Origin of the sequence: Marinitenerispora sediminis, from assembly GCF_003336425.1 — a bacterium.
GTDB lineage: Bacteria > Actinomycetota > Actinomycetes > Streptosporangiales > Streptosporangiaceae > Marinitenerispora > Marinitenerispora sediminis.
Map to the genome: position 1 here is coordinate 1 of NZ_QEIO01000043.1, position 22,611 is coordinate 22,611.

Annotated in this window: 16 protein-coding genes and 1 CRISPR repeat array; of the genes, 15 read left to right on the forward strand and 1 reads right to left on the reverse strand. The window is 74.7% G+C overall.

Annotated elements, in window-relative coordinates:
- The first annotated feature begins 9 nt into the window (after positions 1 to 9).
- A CRISPR array of direct repeats spans positions 10 to 1,259; the repeat unit is 29 nt; unit sequence CGGGTCACCCCCACGTGCGTGGGGCGGGC.
- A 240-nt stretch (positions 1,260 to 1,499) separates the two neighbouring features.
- Positions 1,500 to 1,940, reverse strand: a complete 441-nt coding sequence (locus DEF28_RS10640; RefSeq protein WP_114400941.1) for a hypothetical protein — start codon at positions 1,938 to 1,940, stop codon at positions 1,500 to 1,502.
- Between the two features lie 604 nt (positions 1,941 to 2,544).
- Here DEF28_RS10640 and DEF28_RS10650 point away from each other — a divergent pair.
- The 15 genes from DEF28_RS10650 to DEF28_RS10720 all read left to right on the forward strand — a co-directional run bounded on the left by DEF28_RS10650 (position 2,545) and on the right by DEF28_RS10720 (position 22,487).
- Positions 2,545 to 3,996 carry a uracil-xanthine permease family protein gene (locus DEF28_RS10650; RefSeq protein ID WP_114397573.1) on the forward strand — a complete coding sequence of 484 codons (1,452 nt, stop codon included), beginning with the start codon at positions 2,545 to 2,547 and terminating at the stop codon, positions 3,994 to 3,996.
- Between the two features lie 49 nt (positions 3,997 to 4,045).
- Complete coding sequence (locus tag DEF28_RS10655) at positions 4,046 to 4,957, forward strand: FAD binding domain-containing protein (RefSeq protein WP_114397574.1); 912 nt, start codon at positions 4,046 to 4,048, stop codon at positions 4,955 to 4,957.
- Positions 4,954 to 5,490, forward strand: coding sequence for a (2Fe-2S)-binding protein (locus DEF28_RS10660; protein ID WP_114397575.1), 537 nt, complete (start codon positions 4,954 to 4,956; stop codon positions 5,488 to 5,490). The genes DEF28_RS10655 and DEF28_RS10660 overlap by 4 nt, the downstream gene beginning before the upstream one ends.
- Complete coding sequence (gene cutA / locus DEF28_RS10665) at positions 5,487 to 7,931, forward strand: aerobic carbon-monoxide dehydrogenase large subunit (protein WP_114397576.1); 2,445 nt, start codon at positions 5,487 to 5,489, stop codon at positions 7,929 to 7,931. Before DEF28_RS10660 ends, cutA begins: the two co-directional genes overlap by 4 nt.
- Positions 7,932 to 7,935: 4 nt before the next feature.
- On the forward strand, positions 7,936 to 8,595 hold the full coding sequence (locus tag DEF28_RS10670) for an SRPBCC family protein (protein WP_114397577.1): 660 nt from the start codon (positions 7,936 to 7,938) through the stop codon (positions 8,593 to 8,595).
- Between the two features lie 197 nt (positions 8,596 to 8,792).
- On the forward strand, positions 8,793 to 9,374 hold the full coding sequence (locus DEF28_RS10675; RefSeq protein WP_114397578.1) for a GTP-binding protein: 582 nt from the start codon (positions 8,793 to 8,795) through the stop codon (positions 9,372 to 9,374).
- A gap of 229 nt (positions 9,375 to 9,603) precedes the next feature.
- Positions 9,604 to 10,845: a styrene monooxygenase/indole monooxygenase family protein gene (locus tag DEF28_RS10680; RefSeq protein WP_114397579.1), complete on the forward strand. Its 1,242-nt coding sequence runs from the start codon at positions 9,604 to 9,606 to the stop codon at positions 10,843 to 10,845.
- A gap of 170 nt (positions 10,846 to 11,015) precedes the next feature.
- Positions 11,016 to 13,313, forward strand: a complete 2,298-nt coding sequence (gene secA2, locus DEF28_RS10685; RefSeq protein ID WP_114397580.1) for an accessory Sec system translocase SecA2 — start codon at positions 11,016 to 11,018, stop codon at positions 13,311 to 13,313.
- A 968-nt stretch (positions 13,314 to 14,281) separates the two neighbouring features.
- Positions 14,282 to 15,676: a sensor histidine kinase gene (locus DEF28_RS10690; protein ID WP_114397614.1), complete on the forward strand. Its 1,395-nt coding sequence runs from the start codon at positions 14,282 to 14,284 to the stop codon at positions 15,674 to 15,676.
- A gap of 20 nt (positions 15,677 to 15,696) precedes the next feature.
- Positions 15,697 to 16,317, forward strand: coding sequence for a response regulator transcription factor (locus tag DEF28_RS10695; protein ID WP_233515226.1), 621 nt, complete (start codon positions 15,697 to 15,699; stop codon positions 16,315 to 16,317).
- Positions 16,318 to 16,336: 19 nt separating this feature from the next.
- Positions 16,337 to 16,756 carry a hypothetical protein gene (locus DEF28_RS10700; protein ID WP_114397582.1) on the forward strand — a complete coding sequence of 140 codons (420 nt, stop codon included), beginning with the start codon at positions 16,337 to 16,339 and terminating at the stop codon, positions 16,754 to 16,756.
- A gap of 73 nt (positions 16,757 to 16,829) precedes the next feature.
- Positions 16,830 to 17,336, forward strand: a complete 507-nt coding sequence (locus DEF28_RS10705; RefSeq protein WP_147280104.1) for a hypothetical protein — start codon at positions 16,830 to 16,832, stop codon at positions 17,334 to 17,336.
- Positions 17,337 to 17,515: 179 nt separating this feature from the next.
- On the forward strand, positions 17,516 to 19,654 hold the full coding sequence (locus DEF28_RS10710; protein ID WP_114397584.1) for a hydantoinase/oxoprolinase family protein: 2,139 nt from the start codon (positions 17,516 to 17,518) through the stop codon (positions 19,652 to 19,654).
- Complete coding sequence (locus DEF28_RS10715) at positions 19,651 to 21,537, forward strand: hydantoinase B/oxoprolinase family protein (protein WP_114446131.1); 1,887 nt, start codon at positions 19,651 to 19,653, stop codon at positions 21,535 to 21,537. Before DEF28_RS10710 ends, DEF28_RS10715 begins: the two co-directional genes overlap by 4 nt.
- A complete protein-coding gene (locus DEF28_RS10720; protein ID WP_114397586.1) occupies positions 21,534 to 22,487 on the forward strand; it encodes an SDR family oxidoreductase in 954 nt (317 codons plus the stop codon). Before DEF28_RS10715 ends, DEF28_RS10720 begins: the two co-directional genes overlap by 4 nt.
- Positions 22,488 to 22,611 lie beyond the last annotated feature (124 nt).

Consider the following 22,611-nt stretch of genomic DNA (forward strand, 5'->3'; position numbering starts at 1 on the left):
GGGTGGCTGAGGGTCACCCCCACGTGCGTGGGGCGGGCGTCACGCACCTCGATCAGGAAACCGCCGGGGCAGGGTCACCCCCACGTGCGTGGGGCGGGCACGATCAGGGGCGCCGTCTCCCTGAGGTACGGCGGGTCACCCCCACGTGCGTGGGGCGGGCACGAGATCCCGAGTGGTGATCCACAACCGGATCGGGTCACCCCCACGTGCGTGGGGCGGGCAGATGACCGAGGACGAGGCGCGCCGCCGCGGACGGGTCACCCCCACGTGCGTGGGGCGGGCTCCAAGAGTGGGCCCGAACGGGCGACATGCCCCGGGTCACCCCCACGTGCGTGGGGCGGGCTCCCCCAGGCCCCCCATGAAAATCCCGCACAACGGGTCACCCCCACGTGCGTGGGGCGGGCCACAACGCGGGCAACAACTTGCAGCAGTTGACCGGGTCACCCCCACGTGCGTGGGGCGGGCCTGCCGGGCGGCGTAGCCGCGCCGGGTCGTGCCGGGTCACCCCCACGTGCGTGGGGCGGGCCCAACGCTGACTGGAGCGCTGACGTGAGAGACCGGGTCACCCCCACGTGCGTGGGGCGGGCTACACGGGGTCGGCGACGTCGTCGTAGCGCTCCGGGTCACCCCCACGTGCGTGGGGCGGGCGACGCCAAGGCGTCGGGCGCGCCCATGCCCGACGGGTCACCCCCACGTGCGTGGGGCGGGCAACTCGCCCGCCTATTCGGGCGCGGGAGCAAGCGGGTCACCCCCACGTGCGTGGGGCGGGCGGCTACATCCACCACGACCACTACCCCGACTACGGGTCACCCCCACGTGCGTGGGGCGGGCCGCGAGCTCCGCCGTCACGGCCACGGTGTGTCCGGGTCACCCCCACGTGCGTGGGGCGGGCGGAGGCGCACATGCTCGCCCGCCACGCCGGCGACGGGTCACCCCCACGTGCGTGGGGCGGGCCAGATCGAGGAAGCCCTGCAGGAGACGTAGGACGGGTCACCCCCACGTGCGTGGGGCGGGCAGCTGCTCGTTGCTGCGCGGGGCGGTGCGGCGCGGGTCACCCCCACGTGCGTGGGGCGGGCCAGACCCTCGCCATGAGCGTGCTGCTCCCGATCGGGTCACCCCCACGTGCGTGGGGCGGGCCAGACGGACACCCAGGACGCCGAGGTCATCCGCGGGTCACCCCCACGTGCGTGGGGCGGGCTGGCGACGTAGAAGGCCGCGCTGCGTCATCGCCGGGTCACCCCCACGTGCGTGGGGCGGGCACTTTGTGACCTGGGGCGACGTGGCGCGTTATCATTTCTTTACCTGTTTTCCGTCCGCGCGAGAGATTTGCGTAACGATCCGCTCACAGAACGTGATCGCACGCCGTACCATCGCCAGCTATGGCGGCCGCCGGTCCGTGGCAACCACAGGTCACACGGTCCCTCCCTCGGTGGCCAGTGTGGGACGGCGCTGACGGGACACCTCGCAAGCGTGGCGGTGACCGCGATCGCCGCCCCTATCTAAGCAACCGCCACCCCCTCCGCCAACCCGTCGAGGATGTCGTCCAGGACCCGGGCCCGGTCGTCTCGGGGGAGGTCTGCGAGGGTCTCAAGAACGTGTTCGCTCTCCACTCGGTTGCCGTGGCGCCCGCGGACCACGCATACCGTGAGGCACTCTCGGGTTCCTGCGTTGAGGTAGTGCTGCTCGTCGGGGGTGATGAGCTCCGAGGCGACCGCCGGGTAGGACGGCGGGTGGCGCTTGTCGCGGCAGCGGCGGACGGTCTGGCGGACCCACTCCTGCCACAAGGAGTCGAACATGCCGCCGGCGTCGAGGTCGGCCAGGGCCTCCTGTTCGCCCTCGTCCGTGCACTCCCGGCAGTACGCCAACTCGGCGCGCAGCAGCCATCGGGCGCGCGGGTGGCGCATCTCGATGTCGAGCTTGGTGGGGTGCCTGTGTCCCATGCGCTTCAGCGTAAGTGCCCTGGTGGCCGCCGTGCAGGGCGATGGCCGCAACGGGGCCGGGTCCGGCCACCTGGTGGTCCGCCCGGGAGCGGTGGCGGGTGGGGCGGTGGGGCCGGGGTGGACGCGGCCGGGGAACGCCGCCCCCGGCCGCGCCGAGGGCCCCGGCGGGGCCGTGGTCGCGCGGCGCGCGGCCGCCGCACGCGCCGTGGCGCCCAGGCCGCCGAAGGCGCGGGCCCAGCCGTCGAACGCGCTGCTCCGGGCCCGGACGGGCGCGCGGGCGGTCCGGGTGGCGGGGTGGTAATCGATGAGTAACCCCGGCGCGACGGCGATGTCACACCGATGTGCCGGACTTGGGCATGCGCGTCGGGTGGCGCGGCGCGCATGGTGGTGGGTCCGGGCGCTGGTGCGATGGCGGAGACGGCAGTAGCGCACAACCAGTGCGCGCCTGTTCGGCAGGTGTCGCCAGTGAAGCGCGCTCCGGTCGCTCCTTAAGGTGTGCCCCATCCTGTGAGGCGGGTCACGCTCTCGTGCGATCGGCAACCGCCGGCCGGGTCCACCACCGGGGAGTACCCAGTCGCGCCACACGCGATCTTCGGGAGGCCGAATGAAGCCGGTGCTGGGCTGGAAGCTCTACGGGGACGGCAGCGCTCCGCCGCCCGGCGAGGTGGTGCGGCCCGACGAGCGGCTGTCCTGGGGGCGGACCGTCGGCCTGGGCGCCCAGCACGTGGTGGCGATGTTCGGCGCCACCTTCGTGTTCCCCGTGGTCATGGGGCTCGACCCCAACCTCGCCATCATGATGTCCGGCGTCGCCACGATCCTGTTCCTGCTGATCGTCAACGGCCGGGTGCCCAGCTACCTCGGAACGAGTGCGTCCTTCGTCGGCGCCGTGGCGGCCATCCGGGCCTCCGGCGGGGACACCGCCACCGTCACCGGCGCGATCCTGGTCGCGGGCCTGGTGCTGGCGGCCAGCGGCCTGGTCATCCACCTGGTGGGCGCGCAGGTGGTCGTGCGGGTGTTCCCGCCGGCGGTCACCGGCGCGGTGGTGATGCTGATCGGCTTCAACCTGGCGCCCGTGGTCGCGAACAACTACTGGCCCCACGACCAGTGGGTCGGCCTGCTGACCATGGTGTTCGTCGTCCTGGCGACCGTGCTGCTCCGCGGCTTCCTCGGCCGGCTGGCCGTGCTGCTCGGGCTCGCCTTCGGGTTCGCGCTGTCCTGGGTGCTCGACGCGGTCGCCGGGCCGACGTCCGTTCCGGGGCCGGAGGCGGGCACGACGGTCTCCGCGCTCCGGGTGGACCTGTCCGCCGTGACCGAGGCGCCGTGGATCGGGCTGCCGGCCTTCCACGCCCCGGAGTTCTCCACGTCGGCGATCCTCGTCGCGCTGCCGGCGGTCATCGCGCTCATCGCGGAGAACGCCGGCCACGTCAAGGCCGTCGAGGAGATGACCCGCGAACCCCTCGACCCCTACATGGGGCGGGCGATCCTCGCCGACGGCGTGGCGACCGCGATGTCCAGCGCGGTCGGCGGCGCGCCCACCACGACCTACGCGGAGAACATCGGCGTGATGGCCGCCACCCGGGTCTACTCCACGGCCGCCTACTATGTGGCCGCGATCGTGGCCATCCTCTTCGGGTTTTCCCCGAAGTTCGGCGCGCTCATCGCCGCGACGCCCGAGGGCGTGTTGGGCGGGATCAGCCTCGTGCTCTACGGGATGATCGGGCTGCTGGGGGCGAAGATCTGGCTGGAGAACCGGGTCGACCTCGCCAATCCGGTGGTGCTCGTCCCGGTGTCGGCCGGGCTGGTCGCGGGTATCGGCGGCGTACGGCTGGCGATCACCGAGGACTTCGCGATCGAGGGGATCGCGCTGGGCACGCTCATCGTCATCGCCGGCTACCACGCCCTGCACCGGCTCGCGCCCGAGCAGCTGCGTCCGCGGGCGACCCCGCCGCCCGCGGCGGGCGCCGGCCCGGGAGGCACCCCGGTCGGGCGCGCCGAGCCCGGCACGCCCGAGCGGTCCCAGGGCACGGGGGAGGAGGGGCGTCCGCAGTCGACCTGACCACGGCAGCGGCCGAGCCGGCCCGCCGCCCGCCAGCACGAGGAGCCATGTGAAACCACCGGCCTTCCGCTACCACGCCCCCGCCTCGCTCGCCGAGACGCTCGCCACGCTGGCCGAGGTCGGGGCGCGCGGCAAGGTGCTGGCCGGCGGGCAGAGCCTGGTCCCGCTGATGAACATGCGGCTTGCCGCCCCCGAGCACATCGTGGACATCAACGGGGTCGCCGGGCTGGACGACGTGACTGTCGACGCAGGAGGAGTGCGGATCGGCGCGCTGGTCCGGCACGCCCGCCTGGAGGCCGACGCCGAGGCGGCGGCCGCCGTCCCGCTGCTCCGCCAGGGGCTGCGGCTGGTCGCGCACCCGGTCATCCGCAACCGCGGGACCACCGTCGGCAGCATCGCGCACGCCGACCCCTCCGCGGAGATGCCGGCCGCGCTCGCGCTGCTCGGCGGCTCCGTGGAGGCGGCCGGCGCGGCCGGGCGGCGCACCGTGCCGGCCGCCGAGTTCTTCACCGGCCCCATGGAGAGCTGCCTGCGCCCGGACGAGCTGGCTGTGTCCGCCCACTTCCCGCGGCCGGAGCCCGGCACCGGCAGCGCGTTCACCGAGGTGGCGCGCCGGCACGGCGACTACGCGCTGTGCGGGGTCGCCGCGCTCGTCACCCTGGACGCCGACCTGCGGATCACCGCCGCCCGCGCCGGCTACCTGTCGGTCTCCCCGACCCCCGCCGTCCTCGACCTCACCGACGCGGTCGCCGGCCGCACTCCCGACACCGCCGACCTCGCCGCCGCCGGCCGGCTCGCCGTCGGACGGCTGGAACCGGAGGACGACATCCACGCCACCGCCGAGTACCGCGCCCACCTCGCCGGCGTGCTCACCGTCCGCGCGCTGCGCGCCGCCGCCGAGGACGCCCTCGCCCGCGCGACCCGCGATCCCCGTCCCGCCGGCTCCGGGAGCGGCCGATGACCGAACAGACCCACGAGATCCGGCTGCACGTGAACGGCGTCCCGCACACCGCCACGGTGCCCGCCCGGCGGCTGCTCTCGGACTGCCTGCGCCACGACCTCGGCCTCACCGGCACGCACGTCGGCTGCGAGCACGGGGTGTGCGGCGCGTGCACCGTGCGCCTCGACGGCCTGCCGGTGCGGTCCTGCCTGATGTTCGCGGTCAGCGCGCAGGGGCACGAGATCACCACGGTCGAGGGCATGGCCGCCCCCGACGGCACCCCGCACCCGGTCCAGCGCGCGTTCCGCGAGTGCCACGGGCTGCAGTGCGGGTTCTGCACTCCCGGCTTCCTCGCCGTCGTGGCCGCGTTCCTGGAGGAGAACCCCGACCCCACGGAGGAGCAGGCCCGCGAGGCCGTCGGCGGCAACCTGTGCCGCTGCACCGGCTACCAGAACATCGTCCGCTCGGTGCTGCGCGCCGCCGAACTGGCTCGCGAGCACCCGGGGGCGGAGCCGCCCGGCGCCGGTGCGGCCGCCGAGGGAGGCCGAGCGTGACCGGGAAGATGTTCGGCGCGCCGATCCCGCGCACCGAGGACGAGCGGCTCGTCGCGGGCCGCGGCCGCTACCTCGACGACCTCGGCGCCGGAGCCTACGCCGCCGCGTTCGTCCGCAGCCCGCACGCGCACGCGCGCATCCTCGACATCGACGTCGGGGACGCCCTCGACGTGGACGGGCTCGTCGCGGTCTACACCCACGACGACCTCCGCGGTCCCATGGCCGAGCCGCTGCCGCTGCTTATCCCGCACCCCGCCATCCGCGACGGCCGCACGCCCCACGCGCTGGCCGCCGAGTACGTGCACCACGTCGGCGAGCCGGTGGCCATGGTGGTGGCGCGCGACCGCTACGTGGCCGAGGACATCGTGGAACGCGTCCGGGTCGACTACGAGGTGCTGCCCGCGGTGGTCGGCGTGGCGGCGGCCCGCCGGGCCGACCACGTCGTGCACCCGGGCATGTCCGACAACGTCGCGGCCCGCCTCCTGCAGGAGGTCGGCGACGCCCCGGCCGCGATCGCCGCCGCGCCGCACACCCTGGAGCTCGACCTGGAGATCGAGCGCTCCGCGAGCACCCCCATGGAGGGGCGCGGCGTGTACGCGCGGTGGGACGCCGCCGACGCGATGCTGCGGATGTACAGCTCCACCCAGACCGCCTCCGGCGTCCGCGCCGCCGTCGCCGCCAAGCTCGAACTCCAGCTCGGCCAGGTCGAGGTGGTGGTCCCCGACGTGGGCGGCGGCTTCGGCGTCAAGATCGTGCACCCCTGGCCCGAGGAGGTGATGGTTCCGTGGGCCGCCCGGCTGCTCGGCCACGACGTGAAGTGGACGGAGGACCGCCGCGAGCACTTCGTGGCCGCCGCGCACGAGCGGGAGCAGCTCCAGCGGGTGCGGGTCGGCTTCGACGACGAGGGCCGGCTGCTCGGCCTGGACGTGCGGATCTGGCACGACAACGGCGCCTACCTGCCCTACGGGGTGATCGTCCCGCTCGTGACCTCCACCCAGCTGCTCGGTCCGTACCGGCCCGGGGCCTACCGGGTGGAGTTCGACAGCCTGTACACGACCACGGTGATCGTGACGCCCTACCGCGGCGCCGGCCGCCCGCAGGGCGTCTTCGCGATGGAGCGCACCATGGACGCCATCGCCGCGCGGCTCGGCCTGGACCGCGCGCGGGTGCGGTCGGTGAACCTCATCCAGCCGGACGAGATGCCCTACGACCAGGGGCTGGTGTTCCAGGACGGCCGGCCGCTCATCTACGACTCCGGCGACTACCCGGCCGCGCTCGCCGCCCTCCTCGACCTCGTCGGCTGGGACGACTTCCCCGCCCAGCGGGAGCGCGCCCGCGCCGAGGGCCGCCGGATCGGGATCGGGCTGGCCTGCTACGTGGAGGGCACCGGGCCCGGTCCGTACGAGGGCGGGCACGTGCAGGTGGAGACCAGCGGCCGGGTGCGGGTCGCGACCGGGCTGACCAGCCAGGGGCAGGGCCACCAGACCATCCTGGCGCAGATCGTCGCGGACGAACTCGGCGTCCCGATATCCGACATCTCCGTCACCACCGGCGACACCCGCCGGATGCCCTACTCCGTGGGCACCTACGCCTCGCGCGGCGCGGTGATGAGCGGCAGCGCGGTCGCCCTGGCCGCGCGCCGGCTGCGGGACAAGGCGCTGCGCATCGCCGGCGACGCCCTGGAGGCCGACCCCGACGACCTGGAGATCGTCGGGGGCCGGGTGCGGGTCAAGGGCAGCCCGGCCTCCGGCATGGACCTCGGCACGGTCGCCGTCCTCGCCAACCCGCTGCGGTACGCGTTCGACGAGGCGTCCCGCGCCGCCACCCAGTTCGGCGGGCCGGCCGACTTCGACCGCCCGCCGGTCGCCCCCGACGACGCCCCCGGGCTGGAGGGCACCGACTTCTACTCGCCGCTGCGCTGCACGTTCGCCAGCGGCATGCACGCCGCGATCGTCGAGACCGACCCCGAGACCGCCGAGATCCGGATCCTGCGGTACTGCGTCGTGCACGACTGCGGCCGGCTCGTCAACCCGCTCATCGTCGAGGGGCAGATCCACGGGGGAGTGGCCCAGGGCGTCGCCGGCGCGCTCTACGAGCGCATGGCCTACGACTCCGACGGGCAGCTGCTCAACGCCTCCTTCATGGACTTCCTCATGCCCTACGCGAGCGAGGTGCCCGCCGTCGAGATCGACCACCTGGAGACCCCCAGCCCGCTCAACCCCCTGGGCATCAAGGGCGCCGGGGAGGCGGGCGTCATCCCGGGCGCGGCGGTGCTCGCGGCCGCCGTCGAGGACGCCGAGGGCTTCCCGATCACCCGGATGCCCATCTCCCCGTCGGAGCTGTTCCACCTGCGCCGCAGGTTCGCCTCCGGCGAGATCCCGCCCCTGCGCGCCCGGCGTCCCGCCGCGCCCGCGCCGCGCCCGTCCGGACAGGAGAGCTGAGCACATGAAGGTGACCGGTACCGCCACCCTGAACGCACCCCCGGCGAAGGTCTGGGCCGCGCTGCTGGACCCCGAGGTGCTGGCCCGCATCATCCCGGGGTGCGAGCGGCTGGAGCGCACCGGCGCGGACCGCTACCGCGGCACCGTCACCGCGGGCGTGGCTTCGATCAAGGGCACCTTCGTCGGCGACGTCGAACTCACCGACCTGGACCCGCCCGCGGGGCTCGTGCTGCGCGCCTCGGGCGCCGGGGCGCCAGGCACGGTGCGCGCCGACGTCGCGGTGCGGCTCGCCGACCTCGGCGACGGCCGTACGGAGCTCGGCTACGACGCCGACGCCGTGGTGGGCGGCATGGTCGGCGGGGTCGGGCAGCGCGTCCTGGTCGGCGTCGCCCGGCGCATGGCGCAGGAGTTCTTCGACCGGCTCGGCTCGGAGCTGGCCGGCGGCGCGCCCGCCGCGGCGGAGCCGCGCCCGCAGGCCGGTGCGGCCGCGCACCCCGAGGGCGCGGCCGCGGTGTCCGGCCGGCCGGATGCCTTCCCGGGCCGGGCGCCCGCGGCCCCGGCCGGCGGTGCGGGCGAGTTCGTCCGCGGGGCGGTCTTCGGCGCGGTGGTGGCGCTGGCGGGCGTCGCGGCCGGCGTCCTCGCGGGGCGGCGCCGGTGCGGGTGACCCGTGCGGCGGGGCGGTGCGGCGTTCGTCACATCGACGCGTCGCGCTTCCGACCAGTGCTGCTACGGAGCGCATCGCGGCGATGCTAGGTTCACTTGGTGGTAAAGAAGTGATCTTCCGGCCACACCCCCTTCACAGCGCAGCGCCCGAGGCGGGCGGCCGTGCGTTAGAGCCAGTGTCGCGAGGACTACAGACCAGTGAACGACTCCCCGAAGCTCTCCACCAAGATCATCGTCGCCGGCGGATTCGGCGTCGGAAAGACGACGTTCGTGGGAGCGGTCTCCGAGATTCCCCCCGTACGCACCGAGGCCGCGGTGACCGCCGCCAGCGCCGGCATCGACGACCTTTCCAAGACCCCGGACAAGACGAGCACGACCGTGGCCATGGACTTCGGCCGCATTTCGCTTGACGACGACCTCACCCTCTACCTGTTCGGAACACCGGGCCAGCAGCGCTTCTGGTTCATGTGGGACGACCTGGTGCGCGGTGCGCTCGGTGCCGTGATCCTCGTCGACACCCGCCGCCTGGAGGACTCCTTCCAGGCGATCGACTACTTCGAGAAGCAGTACCGGCTGCCGTTCCTGATCGCCGTGAACTCGTTCGCCGACGAGTACCAGTACTCGGCGGACGAACTGCGCGACGCGCTCGACCTCGGCCCCGAGGTTCCGGTCATGCAGTGCGACGCGCGGCAGCGCGAGTCCGTGGCGCAGGTCCTGATCCGCCTGGTCAAGCACGCCATCGCGGTCGAGGCCCGCCAGCGCCGCCAACTCGTGCACTGAGAACGGACGGCCGGCAGCCCGGCCCGCCTCGGCCGGCCCGCCGAGTGGGCCCGCTCGGGGCGTCGGGATCGGGCGCCCCGGAGCCGGCGGCGCCCGGCCGCGGTGCCGCCGGTCGTGTCGGCCGCACCGCCGTTTCGGAACGGACCATGCCGGGAGGTCCGCCCATCGTGCGGCCGTCCCCGGTTGCCACCGCCGGTGTTCCCCTGCGCCAGTGGAAAGCGGACAAGTCATGCGAAGAGTCCTGATCGTCGGCAGCGGCCAGTCCGGGCTGCAGCTGGCTCTCGGCCTGCTCGACGACGGCTACGACGTCACGGTCGTCTCGGCCCGCACGCCCGAGGAGATCCGCTCCGGGCGGATCATGTCCACGCAGTGCATGTTCGACCCCGCCCTCCAGCTGGAGCGGGACCTCGGTCTCAACCTGTGGGAGGACGACGCCCCGAGGATCGAGGGCCTCGGAGTCTCGATCGCCGATCCCCCCGGAACGCGTGCCGTGGACTGGCTGGCTCCCCTGGACCGCTACGCGCAGTCGGTCGACCAGCGGGTGAAGATGGCGGACTGGCTGGAGAACGTCGATGACGCCGGCGGCCACATCGTCGTCAGCGGCGCCACCGTGTCCGACCTGGAGGGGTTCACCCGGCTCTACGACCTCGTGGTCGTCGCCGCCGGCAAGGGCGAACTGGCCGAGCTGTTCGACCTCGACCCCGCGCGGACCGTGTTCCACACCCCGCAGCGCTCCCTCGCCGCCAGCTACGTGCACGGCGTGGGCCCGCGCCCGGAGCACCCGGGCACGGCGGCCGTCCGATGCAACCTGGTCCCTGACGCCGGCGAGATCTTCGTGATGCCGTCCTACACGTCGAGTGGGCCGTGCGACACCCTGCTCATCGAGGCCGTCCCCGGCGGCCCGCTCGACGTGTTCGACGGGATCCGGTCGGCGCAGGAGCACCTGGAGCGCTCGCTGGACCTCATGCGCCGCCACACGCCATGGGAGTACGAGCGCTGCCGGGACGCCGAGCTGACCGACGGGCGCGCCGTGCTCGCCGGGCGGTTCACCCCCGCCGTGCGCGAGCCGGTCGGCCGGCTGCCCGGCGGCGGTCTCGTCCTCGGCATGGCCGACGTCGTGGTCACCAACGACCCGGTCACCGGGCAGGGCGCCAACTGCGCCGCCAAGTGCGCCGACATCTACCGCCGGGCCATCGTCGCCCACGGAGACCAGCCGTTCGACGAGGCGTTCATGCGCGCGGTGTTCGAGGAGTACTGGGACGGCGTCGCGCGGCACGTCACCGCGTGGACCACGGCGATGCTCCGCCCGCCCGAGCCGCACGTCCTGCGGCTGCTGACGGCGGCGGAGAAGCACCCCGAGATCGCGCACCGGTTCGGCAACGGCTTCGCCGCGCCCGAGGACTTCGCCTCCTGGCTGCTCGACCCCGCCGCCGCCGACGCCTACCTGGCCGAGGTCGGCCGCCGCGGCTAGCGGCCCGGCGCGGACCGGTACGGGCGGCGGCGCAGGGGATCGCGCCTGCGCGGACGGCCGGCCGGCGCCCGGCGGTCCGCGCGCCCGGGGCACGTCGTGCCCCGAATCGTGACGGTCCGGCGGAACCGCCGGCGGCCGGCCGGCGTTACCCTGGCGTGGTGTTCGGACGAATGGCCGAGAGTGTCCGCCGAGTCCTCGGGAAACCCGGCTCGGTGGACGTGCGGCCCTATACGAAGCTGCTGAAGGCGATCGACGAGCGGGAGCCGGCGCTGCGTGAGCTGAGCGACGCCGAGCTCACCGAGCGGGCGGCCGAGCTCGGCAACGCCGAGGGCCCCTACGACCGCGCCGACCTCGCCGAACTGTGCGCGGTCGGCCGGGAGGCCGCGCGGCGGGCGCTCGGCGAGCGCCCGTTCGACGTGCAGCTCGTCGGCGTCATGGCGCTGCTGGACGGCCACGTGGCGGAGATGGCCACCGGCGAGGGCAAGACCCTCGCCGGCGCGCTCGCCGCCGCCGGGTTCGCGCTGCGCGGTCGGCGGGTGCACGTGCTCAGCGTCAACGACTACCTCGCGCGGCGCGACGCCGAGTGGATGCGCCCCCTCTACGACCTCCTCGGCGTGGCCGTGGCCTGGATCGGCCAGGAGTCCACCCGCGAGGAGCGCTCCGTCGCCTACAGCGCCGACATCACCTACGCCTCGGTCAGCGAGCTCGGCTTCGACGTGCTGCGCGACCGCCTGGTGACCGACGTCGCCGACCGGGTGGTGCCCGAGCCCGACGTGGCGCTGATCGACGAGGCCGACTCCGTGCTCGTCGACGAGGCCCGTGTGCCGCTGGTGCTCGCCGGCGCGGCGGAGGCCGCCGAGGCGGACCTGGAGATGGCCGAGCTCGTCCGGAGCCTGCGCCCCAGGATCCACTACGAGGTCGACGGCGAGGGCCGCAACGTCCAGCTCACCGAGAGCGGCATCGACCTCGTCGAACGCGAGCTCGGCGGCATCGACCTCTACTCCGAGGACGACACCTCCGTCCTCCCGAGGGTCAACCTCGCGCTGCACGCGCACGCCCTGCTGCAGCGCGACGTGCACTACGTCGTGCGCGACGGCGAGGTCCGGCTGATCAACGAGTCGCGCGGCCGCATCGCCCTCCTCCAGCGCTGGCCGGACGGCCTCCAGGCGGCGGTCGAGGCCAAGGAGAAGGTCGCGGTCAGCGAGACCGGCGAGATCCTCGACTCCATCACCGTGCAGGCGCTCGTGCTGCGCTACCCCACCCGCTGCGGCATGACCGGTACCGCCATGGCGGTCGCCGAGCAGCTGCGCGAGTTCTACGAGCTCGAGGTCGCCGTCGTCCCGCCGAACAAGCCGTGCGTCCGGGTCGACGAGGCCGACCGGCTGTACGCCACGCCGGAGGACAAGGAGGACGCGCTGATCGAGGAGGTCGCGACCGTGCACGCCACGGGCCGGCCGATCCTCATCGGTACCCAGGACGTCGCCGAGTCCGAGCGGCTCGCCAAGCGGCTCGCCGACGCCGGCCTGGAGTGCGTCGTCCTCAACGCCAAGAACGACGCCGACGAGGCCGCCGTGATCGCCGAGGCGGGCACCTACGGCGCCATCACCGTGTCCACCCAGATGGCCGGGCGCGGCACCGACATCCGGCTCGGCGGCAGCGACATGGCCGACCGCGAGCGCGTCGTGGAGACCGGCGGGCTCTACGTCATGGGGTACGGCCGCTATCCGAGCAGCCGGCTGGACGACCAGCTGCGCGGCCGGGCCGGCCGCCAGGGCGACCCCGGCAGCTCGATCTTCTTCGTCAGCGTCGAGGACGACCTGATCGCGGCCAACGCCCCCGAGGCGCGCGGCGCCGACGTCACGGCCGACGGTGAGATCACCGACCCCGCCTGGCGCTCCACCGTGAACCACGCCCAGCGGGTGGCCGAGGGTCAGCTGCTGGAGCTGCACCGCAACACCTGGCGCTACAACCAGCTCATCGACGTGCAGCGCGGCGTGGTGCTGGAGCACCGCCAGGCCGTGCTCGCGGAGGGGCTGGGCGACCGGCAGCTCGCCGTGGACTGCGCCGGGACCCACGCCGACCTGGTCGAGGAGGTCGGTGAGGAGGAGGTCGCACGCGCGGCCAAGCTCATCACGCTCTACCACCTGGACCGCGGCTGGACCGACCACAACGCCTTCCTCGCCGACCTGCGCGAGGGCATCCACCTGCGCTTCCTCGGCCGCCGCAACCCGCTGGACGAGTTCCACCGCGACGCCGTTCCGGCCTTCAAGGGCTTCCTGGACGAGGCCCGTGCCCGCGCCGCCGAGACCTTCGAGGCGCTGGAGCCGGTGGACGGCCGGCTGGACGTCGCGGTGGCCGGCGTGAAGCGCCCGCACACCACGTGGACCTACATGGTCCACGAGCACCCGTTCAGTACCGAGTTCGAGACCGTCGTCGGCCGGGTGCGGGGAGCGCTGAGCAGGGGTTAGCCCGTGGAGGGCGCTGTCGGCGCGCCCTGGTCAGTGGCCGACGCGGTTCTCGACCGCCTGACCGGGGCGCCGCCAGCCGGGCCCGCCGGATCGCGGCGTCGAGCGCCGGCATCCGTTCGGCCCATGACCTCTCGCTCGTGTACGCGGCACGACGCTCCGGCCCGAACCGGCTTTCAACGTCCCGACAGCGGCCGCGATCCACTGGCCCGGCCAGGGGTGACACCGCGCGGTCCGAGCAGGTCCGGGAACACGGCCACGGCTCCCTCAGCGGCCCTGCGGCCGGTCGGGGTCGGCCACCCAGCATCGTGCGCGGGGCGGAGCCGTGCCCTGCGTGGCCCACACCGGAGCCCGGGAGGTCCTATCCTCCTCGCTCACCGGGGACGTCATCGGCGCTTGCCGCCGGTCCGCGGCGGGCCCGGTCCGCCGCGCCGGGGCCGGCGCCGGTTCTCCGAGTGCGGTGGCGCCGTTGGGCCGCCGATCGGCCCTGCCGCGCTCCACACCTGGGCGCCGTGCGGCTGGCCGGTGGTGGGCGGCGGAGTCGGCCGGGACCCGGCAGCCGGCGCTGGGAACGTCCGGCCTGACACGGCCGGCGCGGGCGGCCGTCGTCGACCCTCCACCTTGTCCGGATGCGCGGGGAGCCGCGGGCGTGCCGACGCGGTGGTGGGGGCCGCCGGACCGCACCGGCCGCGTGCGGGCGGGGACGATGACGGCCTGCGCCGGCCGCGGCGCCGGAGGGCACGCGGCCGTCCACGACACGGACCCGCGGGAGCACCGCGAGGCCTGCGCCCGGATCCGGCCCACGGCCGGACGGCGCGCGGGGCCGCGCCCGAGGCGCGGGGCCGGCCGGTTCCCCACCGCCGTGCCCGGCCGCCCCTCCGTCGGACCGCTCCGGGGTAGCCCCAGCCCTACCCCGCCCACGGTGGACAGGCCGCTGGCCGGAGCACCGCCGTCGGCATAGCGTGACCGACGTGTCCACCTTCACCCCCTCCACGCCGGGCCGGGCGGTCCGGCACGGCCGCTTCCTGGTCTCTGCCTGGCCGTGGCGGTCCCTCGGCTACCTGCTGTCCACGCTGGCGGTCGCCGGGATCACCGCCGGGCCGCTCGCGCTCCTCGGCCTGCCCTGGGTCCTGCTGCTGGTGATGCTCGCCGAGCGCGGGCCCTTCCAGCCGGGCCTGGCCGGGCTGCTGCTCGCGTGCGGCACGCTCGCGCTGGCCGCCGGCGGGCCGCTGCTCGCGCTCCCCGTGGCGGCGCTGGAGCGGCTCCGGCTCCGCATGGTCGACCGCGATCCGCCGCGCGGCGGCCACCGGACCCCGGACGCGCCGGGGCTGTGGGCGTGGCTGCGGACCCGCTACACCGAGGGCGCCACCTGGCGGGCGCTCGGCTACCTGCTGCTCCTCGTCCTGCTCATCGCGCCCCTCGCACTGCTGCTGATCTTCGGAGTCGGTGGGCTCCTGCTCATCGCGGCCTACTCCCCGGTCCTGCTGGTCGGCGACTCCGGACCGATCTCCCTGGCGGTCGATGAGATCGACACGCCCGGCCAGGCCGCTCCCTACGCCGTCGCCGCGCTGCTTGTCCTCGCCGGGGTCTTCCCCCACGCCCTGGCGCTGCTCGCCGAGGGCCAGCGGGCGCTGGCCCGGCTGCTGCTCGGCGGACCGCGGCCCGAGGACCTGCGCGCGGAGCTGGTGGAGGTCACCCGCTCGCGGGCGCGCCTGGTCGACGCCTTCGAGGCGGAGCGGCGCCGGATCGAGCGGGACCTGCACGACGGCGCCCAGCAGCGGCTGGTGGCGCTCACCATGCAGCTCGGCCTCGCGCGGCTCGACCTCCCCGACGGAGCGCCGGCCGCCGCGGTCGCCGCCGCGCACGACCAGGCGAAGCAGCTCATGGCGGAGCTGCGGGAGCTCATCCGGGGCATCCGGCCGCAGATCCTCACCGACCGCGGCCTGGCAGCGGCGCTACCGGAACTGGCGGACCGCGCCGCCCTGCCGGTGACGGTGCACACCGACCTGCCGGGGCGTCCGCCCGAGCACGTCGAGGGCACCGCCTACTTCGTGGTCGCCGAGGCCCTGACGAACGTGGCCAAGCACAGCGGTGCCACGGTGGCGGCGGTGACCGCCGAGCTGCGCGGCGGCCTGCTGGTCGTGGAGGTGGCCGACAACGGACGCGGCGGCGCCGACCCCGGACAGGGGAGCGGACTGATCGGCCTCGCGGACCGCGTCGCGGTGACGGGCGGCAGAATGCTGCTGTCCAGCCCGACAGGCGGGCCGACCCTGCTACGTGTGGAGCTTCCGTGCGACGAGAGCCGACCAGTGGCGCCGCCGGCGCCGGAGGACCCGCAGACCCGCCCGCAGGCGCCCTCAGCGTAGTCCTCGCCGAGGACGGCGTCCTGCTGCGGGAGGGGCTGGCCGGACTGCTCGGGCGCTTCGGCTTCGAGGTGGCGGCCGCCGTCGGGGACCACGACGCGCTGCTCGCCGCGGCGGCCGAGCACCGCCCGGACCTCGTGGTGACCGACATCCGGATGCCGCCCGGTTTCACCGACGAGGGCCTGCGGGCCGCCGTCGCCCTGCGCCGGGACCGGCCGGAGCTGGCGGTGGTAGCGCTGAGCCAGTACGTCGAGCAGAGCTACGCCTCGGAGCTGCTCGACTCGGGCGACGGGCGGCGGGTGGGTTACCTGCTCAAGGACCGCGTGGTGGACGTCGCGGACTTCGCGGCGACCCTGCGCCAGGTCGTGGACGGGGGCACCGTGGTCGACCCGCAGGTGGTGCGGCAGCTGCTCCGCCGCCGCCGCGATCCGCTGTCCCGCCTCTCGGACCGGGAACGGGAGGTGCTCGCGCTCATCGCCGAGGGCCACTCCAACGGTGCCATCGCCCGCAGGTTGTTCGTGAGCGAGGCGGCCGTGGGAAAGCACATCGGCAACATCCTGGCCAAGCTCGACCTGCCTCCGGACGACGACGTCAACCGGCGGGTGCTCGCGGTGCTCGCCTACCTGCGCGGGGCGGGGTCGTGACCGCGGCCGGAGCGGCGGCATGACCGCCCCGCTGGACGCCGAGTACCGGCTGCGGCGCTTCGTCGGCGGCGTCTGCGGTTTCGCGGTGGTGCGGGTCCGGGTCGCGGCGGTGGCTGGTGGCGGCGGCCGGGTGGTGACGGCGGTGGATCCGGCCCGGGGCGCCAGCGCCCCGCCGGAGAGTTACGGCGACTGGTTCGCGGGTGCGGAACAGGGCTGCCGGGAGGCGCTGGCCTTGGCGGGGGAGTCGTCGTGGACGGTCCGGGTGACCGGGGTGGTGGGGACGGAGGTCGACTCCTCGCCTGCGGCGATGCGGGCGGCCGGGGCGATGGCGGTGCTGACGGCGCTGGGTGCGGCGGACGGATACGAGGTCGTCCACGACGGCGACTGGCGGGTGCGCCGTCGCGCGTCGGCCGTCGCGGACGACGGCGGCCGCCCGTGACCGGGCGCGGACCGCGCCCGGTCGGTGAGAGCTCCGCTCGGCGGCGCCGTCCGGCATAGTGGGCACTGGTCGCGTGGCCGGAGAGGGGCGTCCGGACCCCTCGCAGCCCGCCGCCGAGGAGGAGCACAGCATGCAGCCGCCGATCTCCCCGCAGGGCCGCTCCGTCCGCCCTGTCCGCCCTGTCCGCCCCGTCCGTTCCGTCCGCTCCACCCGGGCCGGACGGAGCAGGGCCGCGCGGATCGCCTCGGTCGCCAGCGGCGGATTCCTCGTCCTCGCGAACCTGCTCACGGCCTTCATGGCGGCACTCGCCGTTCTGACGAGGCCGGAGGGCCCGTGGGACCACCATGGTCTGCAGGGCATCACGACGATGGGCGTACTCGCCGCCGCCATGGCGCTCCTCGTGCTCCTGCTCACGCTCGTCCCGGTGCTGCTGCGCTGGCTGCACCCGTTCTGGCTGTTCGTGCCGGCGGTCCTCCTCGTCGCCGCACTGGCGCGGCTGGAGTACGTGGACGCGACCTGGCCGGAGGACGACGCCTACCAGTACGGGTCGGCGGAGCCGGCGCCCGCCCCGATGGGCTGAGCCGGGTACGGCGGTCCGGTGGCCCGGGCCGCGCCGGCAGCCACCCGCCGTGCCAGGGGTCTTCGAGGATCACCAGCGTTCGCCGGCACGGTTGGCAGATGTTGCCGGTTCCCCGTCGGCGCCGCCGAAGTTGAATCCCTAGCAGTCACACCACGCGTCGCGGGTAGGGAGCCGGGCTGATGACGGGACGACGGCGGGTCCGGATCGGGATCGACACCGGTGGGACGTTCACCGACGCCGTCGCGGTGGACGAGGCGACCGGGGAGACGGTCGCCACCAAGACGCCGTCCACGCCCGCCGATCCGGCCGAGGGGTTCATGACGGCGATCACCCGGATCCTGGAACGGCTCGGCGGCGGCGCCGAGGTCACCGCCGTCGCGCACGGCACCACCGTGGCCACCAACCAGCTGCTGGAGGACCGGATCGACCGGCTCGGGTTCATCACGACCGAGGGGTACGAGTTCGTCCTGGAGATCGCCCGCCAGTCCGTACCCGACGGATACGGCAACTCCTACTTCTGGGTGAAACCGGACCGCATCGTCCCGGTCGACCTCGTGCGCACCGTCGGCGGGCGGCTCGACCACACCGGGGCGGAGATCCGGCCGCTGGACGAGGAGCAGGCGGCCGAGGCGGCACGGTGGTTCCGCGACCGCGGGATCGACACCATCGGCGTGTGCCTGCTGCACTCCTACGCCGACCCCCGCCACGAGCGCAGGGTGCGCGACATCCTGCTCGCCGAGCACCCGGCCGCGACCGTGTCCATCAGCTCCGACGTGCTGCGCGAGTACCGCGAGTACGAGCGCTCCATGACCACGCTGGTCGACGCCGCCGTCAAGCCCCGCGTCGCCCGCTACGTCGCCGGCATCCGGACCCGCCTCGACGCCGCCCGGCTCGCCGGCGACGGCCGCCGGGTGCCGTTCCACATCATGAAGTCCAACGGCGGCGTCCTCTCCGCCGAGGAGGTCGTGCACCAGCCGATCAGCACCGTGCTGTCCGGTCCGGCGGCCGGCGCGCTCGGCGCCGCGCTGATCGCCCGGCGCGCGGGCTTCGACCGGGTGCTGACCCTCGACGGCGGCGGCACCTCGACCGACGTCTCGGTGGTGCTCGGCGGCGAGCCGGGGCTCACCACCGAGGGCAGCATCGGGCGCTTCCCCTCCAAGATCCCGATGATCGACATCGTGACCGTCGGCGCGGGCGGCGGCTCGGTCGCCTGGATCTCACCCGAGAACACCCTCAAGGTCGGGCCGCGCTCCGCCGGAGCCGACCCCGGCCCCCTCTGCTACGGGACCGGCGGGACGGAGCCCACCGTCACCGACGCCCACCTCGTGCTCGGCCGCATCCCGCCGCACCTGCTCGGCGGCCGGATCCCGCTGGACGCCGCGGCGGCGCGCGAGGGGATCGCCAAGATCGGCGGCCAGCTCGGCCTCGGCGTCGAGCAGGCGGCGGCCGGCATCCTGGAGATCTCGGCCTGGAACCAGGCGAACGCGCTCCGGCAGGTCACCGTCCAGCGCGGGCTGGACGTGCGCGACTTCCACATGGCGGCGTTCGGGGGCTCGGGGGCGCTGCTGCTCTGCCGGCTCATCGACATCCTGGGGCTCGCCGGGGTCATCGTGCCCCGCGACCCCGGCAACGTCTCGGCGTTCGGCCTGCTCACCGTGGACGTGCGCAACGACTACGTGCGCACGGCCGTCAGCCCGCACGCCGACCTCGACCTGGACCGGGTCGCCGCGATCTACGCCGAGCTGACCGGCCAGGCCGCCCGCGCCCTCGACGCGGAGGGCTTCGACCGGGCGGTGCAGCGCCACGACCGCAGTGCGGACCTCCGCTACGCCGGCCAGGCCTACGAGGTGCGCGTGCCGCTGCCGGACGGCCCGGTCGACCGGGCGCTCACCGAGCGCGTCGCGGCCGCCTTCCACGACGCGCACCGCGGCATGTACGGCTACGACTTCCGCGACGACCCGGCCCAGCACGTCGAGTGGGTGAACCTGCGGGTGTCCGGAGTGGGGCCGATCCGGCGCCCCGAACCCGTCCGCGAACCGCCCGGCGACGGTGATCCGTCCCGCGCGCGGACCGGGACCCGCCGAGTGTACTTCGGAGCGGGCGCCGGCGCGGACGCCACCGGCATCGACACCCCCGTCTACCTGCGGCCGCACCTCGCCCCGGGCGACCGCGTCCCCGGCCCCGCCGTCATCGAGGAGTTCGGCTCCACCATCCCGATCCACCCGGGCTTCACCGCGGTGGTCGACCGGTTCGGCAACGTGCTCGTCGCGCCCGGGGACCGGCCCGCAGCCCCGACCGGCCAGGAGAGCCGCCCATGAGCACCGCACCCGTCCCGAGCAGCGTCCGCGACGCCGGCCCCGTCGTGCTGGAGATCGTGGAAGGGACCCTCGCCTCGGTGGAGCGCGAGGTCGAGACCGCCATCGCCCGCACCTCCCGCTCGCCCATGATCCGCGACGCCCACGACTTCCGGGCGGGCATCCACGACCGGCGGCTGCGCAAGCTCACCGGCCGCTCCTACTCCGCGCTGGTGCACCCGGTCGCGCGCGACTTCCCGCTGGAGACCATGCGGCCCGGCGACGTGTTCTTCCACAACGACGTCTACGAGTCGGAGGGCGGTATCGGCCACCTGCCCGACCTGTGCGTCACCGTCCCGGTGTTCCACGACGACGGGGACGGCCGCGGGCCGCGGGTGGTGGCGTTCGTGCAGGCGTTCGGCCACCACGACGACATCGGCGGGGCCTGCCCCGGGTCGATGCCCTCCGGCGCCACCTCCGTCTTCGAGGAGGGGCTGATGGTGCCGCCGATCCGGCTGTGGGACCAGGGCGTGCCCAACCGGGCGGCGCTGCGCATCATGACGCGCAACTCGCGCATGCCGGAGTCGCTGGCGGCCGACCTCGACGCCGAGTGCTCCGCCTGCCTCATGGGCGCCCGGCGGCTGGCGGACCTGTTCCGGCGCTACGGCCGCGCGACCGTCGAGGCGTGCTTCGACGCGATCCTCGACAAGACGACCGAGACCTACCGGCGCGAGATCCTGGCCAAGATCCCGGACGGCAGCTACGTGTGGGAGGACTACGCCGAGCACGACGGGGTCGACCCGCCCCGGCTGCACACCCAGCGCATCACCCTCACGAAGCCCCCGGACCGGATCGTCATCGACTTCACCGGGACCTCGCCGCAGGCCCGCGGGCCGATCAACCACTGCGGCGACTACGCCGACGGCAACTTCCTGAAGAAATGGCTCGCCCCCGTCCTGCGCAACCCCGCCGACACCCCGGAGCGGATGGCGGAGCTCGACGTCAACGAGGGCGTGGTGCCGCTGATCGAGATGCGGTTCCCCCCCAAGGGCACGCTGCTCACCCCCGTGTTCCCGGCTCCCACCAACGCCCGCACCTTCGTCATCCTGCGGCTGCTCGGGGTGCTGGCCGGGGTGCTCGCCAAGGCCGTGGACGGCCGGATGCCCGCCGACCAGGAGACCATCCGCTACACGGGCGTGCACGGCACGGACGCCGCCGGCGTCCCGTACCTGATGCGCGAGGTGCTCGGCGGCGGGTCGGGCGGCCGGCCGCACGCGGACGGCGAGGACACCGTCCACATCGTGCCGGACTCCCGCAACCTGCCCACTGAGTTCACCGAGTCGCGGTTCCCGTTCCTCGTGGAGCGGCTCGGGCTGGCGGTCGACTCGGGCGGACCGGGCCTGCACCGCGGCGGCCTCGGCTACGAGAAGCACATCCGCATGCTGCGCGACGCCCGCTTCATGTCCGTCGCCGACCGCTCCATCCTCGCCTGCTGGGGCGTGAGGGGCGGCCGGGCCGGCCGGCCGTTCCAGGTCACCATCGACCCCGGCGGTCCGAACGAGCGCGAGATGGCGGGACTGGTGGACGGCGAGCCGGTGCGCGCCGGCGAGGTGATCCGCATCCGCACCACCGGAGGCGGCGGCTGGGGAGACCCGCTGGACCGCGACGTCGAGGCCGTGGTCCGCGACGTGCGTTGCGGCAAAGTGTCCCGGGCAGCCGCGTTTTCGGATTACGGTGTGGTGATCAACGGCCCGACCGACGCCCCCCGGCATGATCCCGCCGCCACCGAACGGCAGCGCGCCCGTCTGCGAGCCGAGCGCCCCGCCGACCGCCCCTTCTTCGACCGGGGCCCCGGCTACGCGACGCTGTCCGGGGGCGCGGCACACGCGGAGGTGGATCGACTGTGACGGAAGCACGTGTCCTGGTGACGGGCGCCGCGGGCAAGACCGGGCGCGCGGTCATCAGCGCGCTGCGGCACTCGGGGGTGCCGACCCGCGCGCTGGTGCACCGGCCCGGACAGGTGCGGGTGGCGCGCTCACACGGCGCCGGCGAGGTGGTGGTCGGCGACATGCGCGACCGCGCGGTGCTCAAGGAGGCGGCCGACGGCGCCAGCGCCGTGTACCACATCGCCCCCAACATGAGCCCGGACGAGGTGGAGATCGGCGAGACCCTGATCTCGGCGGCGCGCGCCGCCGGGGTGTGGCGGGTGGTGTACCACTCCGTGCTGCGCCCGCAGGCCGAGGCGATGCCGCACCACCGCGCCAAGCTCAGGGTCGAGGAGGCGCTGTTCCGCTCCGGCCTGGGCGTCACCGTGCTGCAGCCGGGGCCCTACATGCAGAACTTGCTCCAGCAGGTCGCCGCCGTCCGGGACACCGGCCGGCTGGCCGTCCCCTACTCCATCGACGTGCGGTTCGGCATGGTCGACCTGTGGGACGTCGCGGCGGTCGCGGTGCGCTGCGTCACCGAACCGGGCCCGGCCCGGCGGGGGACCGCGGCCGCCGGCGGCCTCGCCGCGGTGGAGGACCGGGGCGGCGACGACGACCACTCGTTCGCGGTGTACGAACTCGTGGGGCCGGCCAACGTCTCGGTGCGCCACGCCGCCGGCGCCCTCACCGAGGCGCTCGACCGCCCGGTCCGCCCCGTGGCCGTGCCCCTGGACGACTGGCGCCGCGACGTGCGGGCCGCCGGCCTGGCCGAGCACATGGTCGACGGCCTGTCGGCGATGTTCGACTACTACGACGTCTACGGACTGCCCGGCAACGGCCGCACCCTGCGCGGCCTGCTGCGCCGCCCGGGCACCGCCCTGCGCGAGTGCGTCCGCCGGGAGGTGCGCGACCTCGACCCGGTGCTGCGCTGACCCGGTGCTGCGCTGACCCGGTGCGGCCGGTGCCTCCGGCGGCCGGCCGGTCCACCGGGGCTGGGCGCGCCCGCCCCGCCTGTTCGGCAAGAAGCGGTGAGAACCCGCCGGGCGTTGGGCAACT

Coding starts and splice junctions, on each gene's coding strand:
- DEF28_RS10700 (WP_114397582.1), top strand. CDS start 16,337: ATGACCGCCCCGCTGGACGCCGAGTACCGGCTGCGGCGCTTCGTCGGC.
- DEF28_RS10660 (WP_114397575.1), top strand. CDS start 4,954: ATGACCGAACAGACCCACGAGATCCGGCTGCACGTGAACGGCGTCCCG.
- DEF28_RS10640 (WP_114400941.1), bottom strand. CDS start 1,940: ATGGGACACAGGCACCCCACCAAGCTCGACATCGAGATGCGCCACCCG.
- DEF28_RS10680 (WP_114397579.1), top strand. CDS start 9,604: ATGCGAAGAGTCCTGATCGTCGGCAGCGGCCAGTCCGGGCTGCAGCTG.
- DEF28_RS10715 (WP_114446131.1), top strand. CDS start 19,651: ATGAGCACCGCACCCGTCCCGAGCAGCGTCCGCGACGCCGGCCCCGTC.
- DEF28_RS10650 (WP_114397573.1), top strand. CDS start 2,545: ATGAAGCCGGTGCTGGGCTGGAAGCTCTACGGGGACGGCAGCGCTCCG.
- DEF28_RS10710 (WP_114397584.1), top strand. CDS start 17,516: ATGACGGGACGACGGCGGGTCCGGATCGGGATCGACACCGGTGGGACG.
- secA2 (WP_114397580.1), top strand. CDS start 11,016: ATGGCCGAGAGTGTCCGCCGAGTCCTCGGGAAACCCGGCTCGGTGGAC.
- DEF28_RS10670 (WP_114397577.1), top strand. CDS start 7,936: ATGAAGGTGACCGGTACCGCCACCCTGAACGCACCCCCGGCGAAGGTC.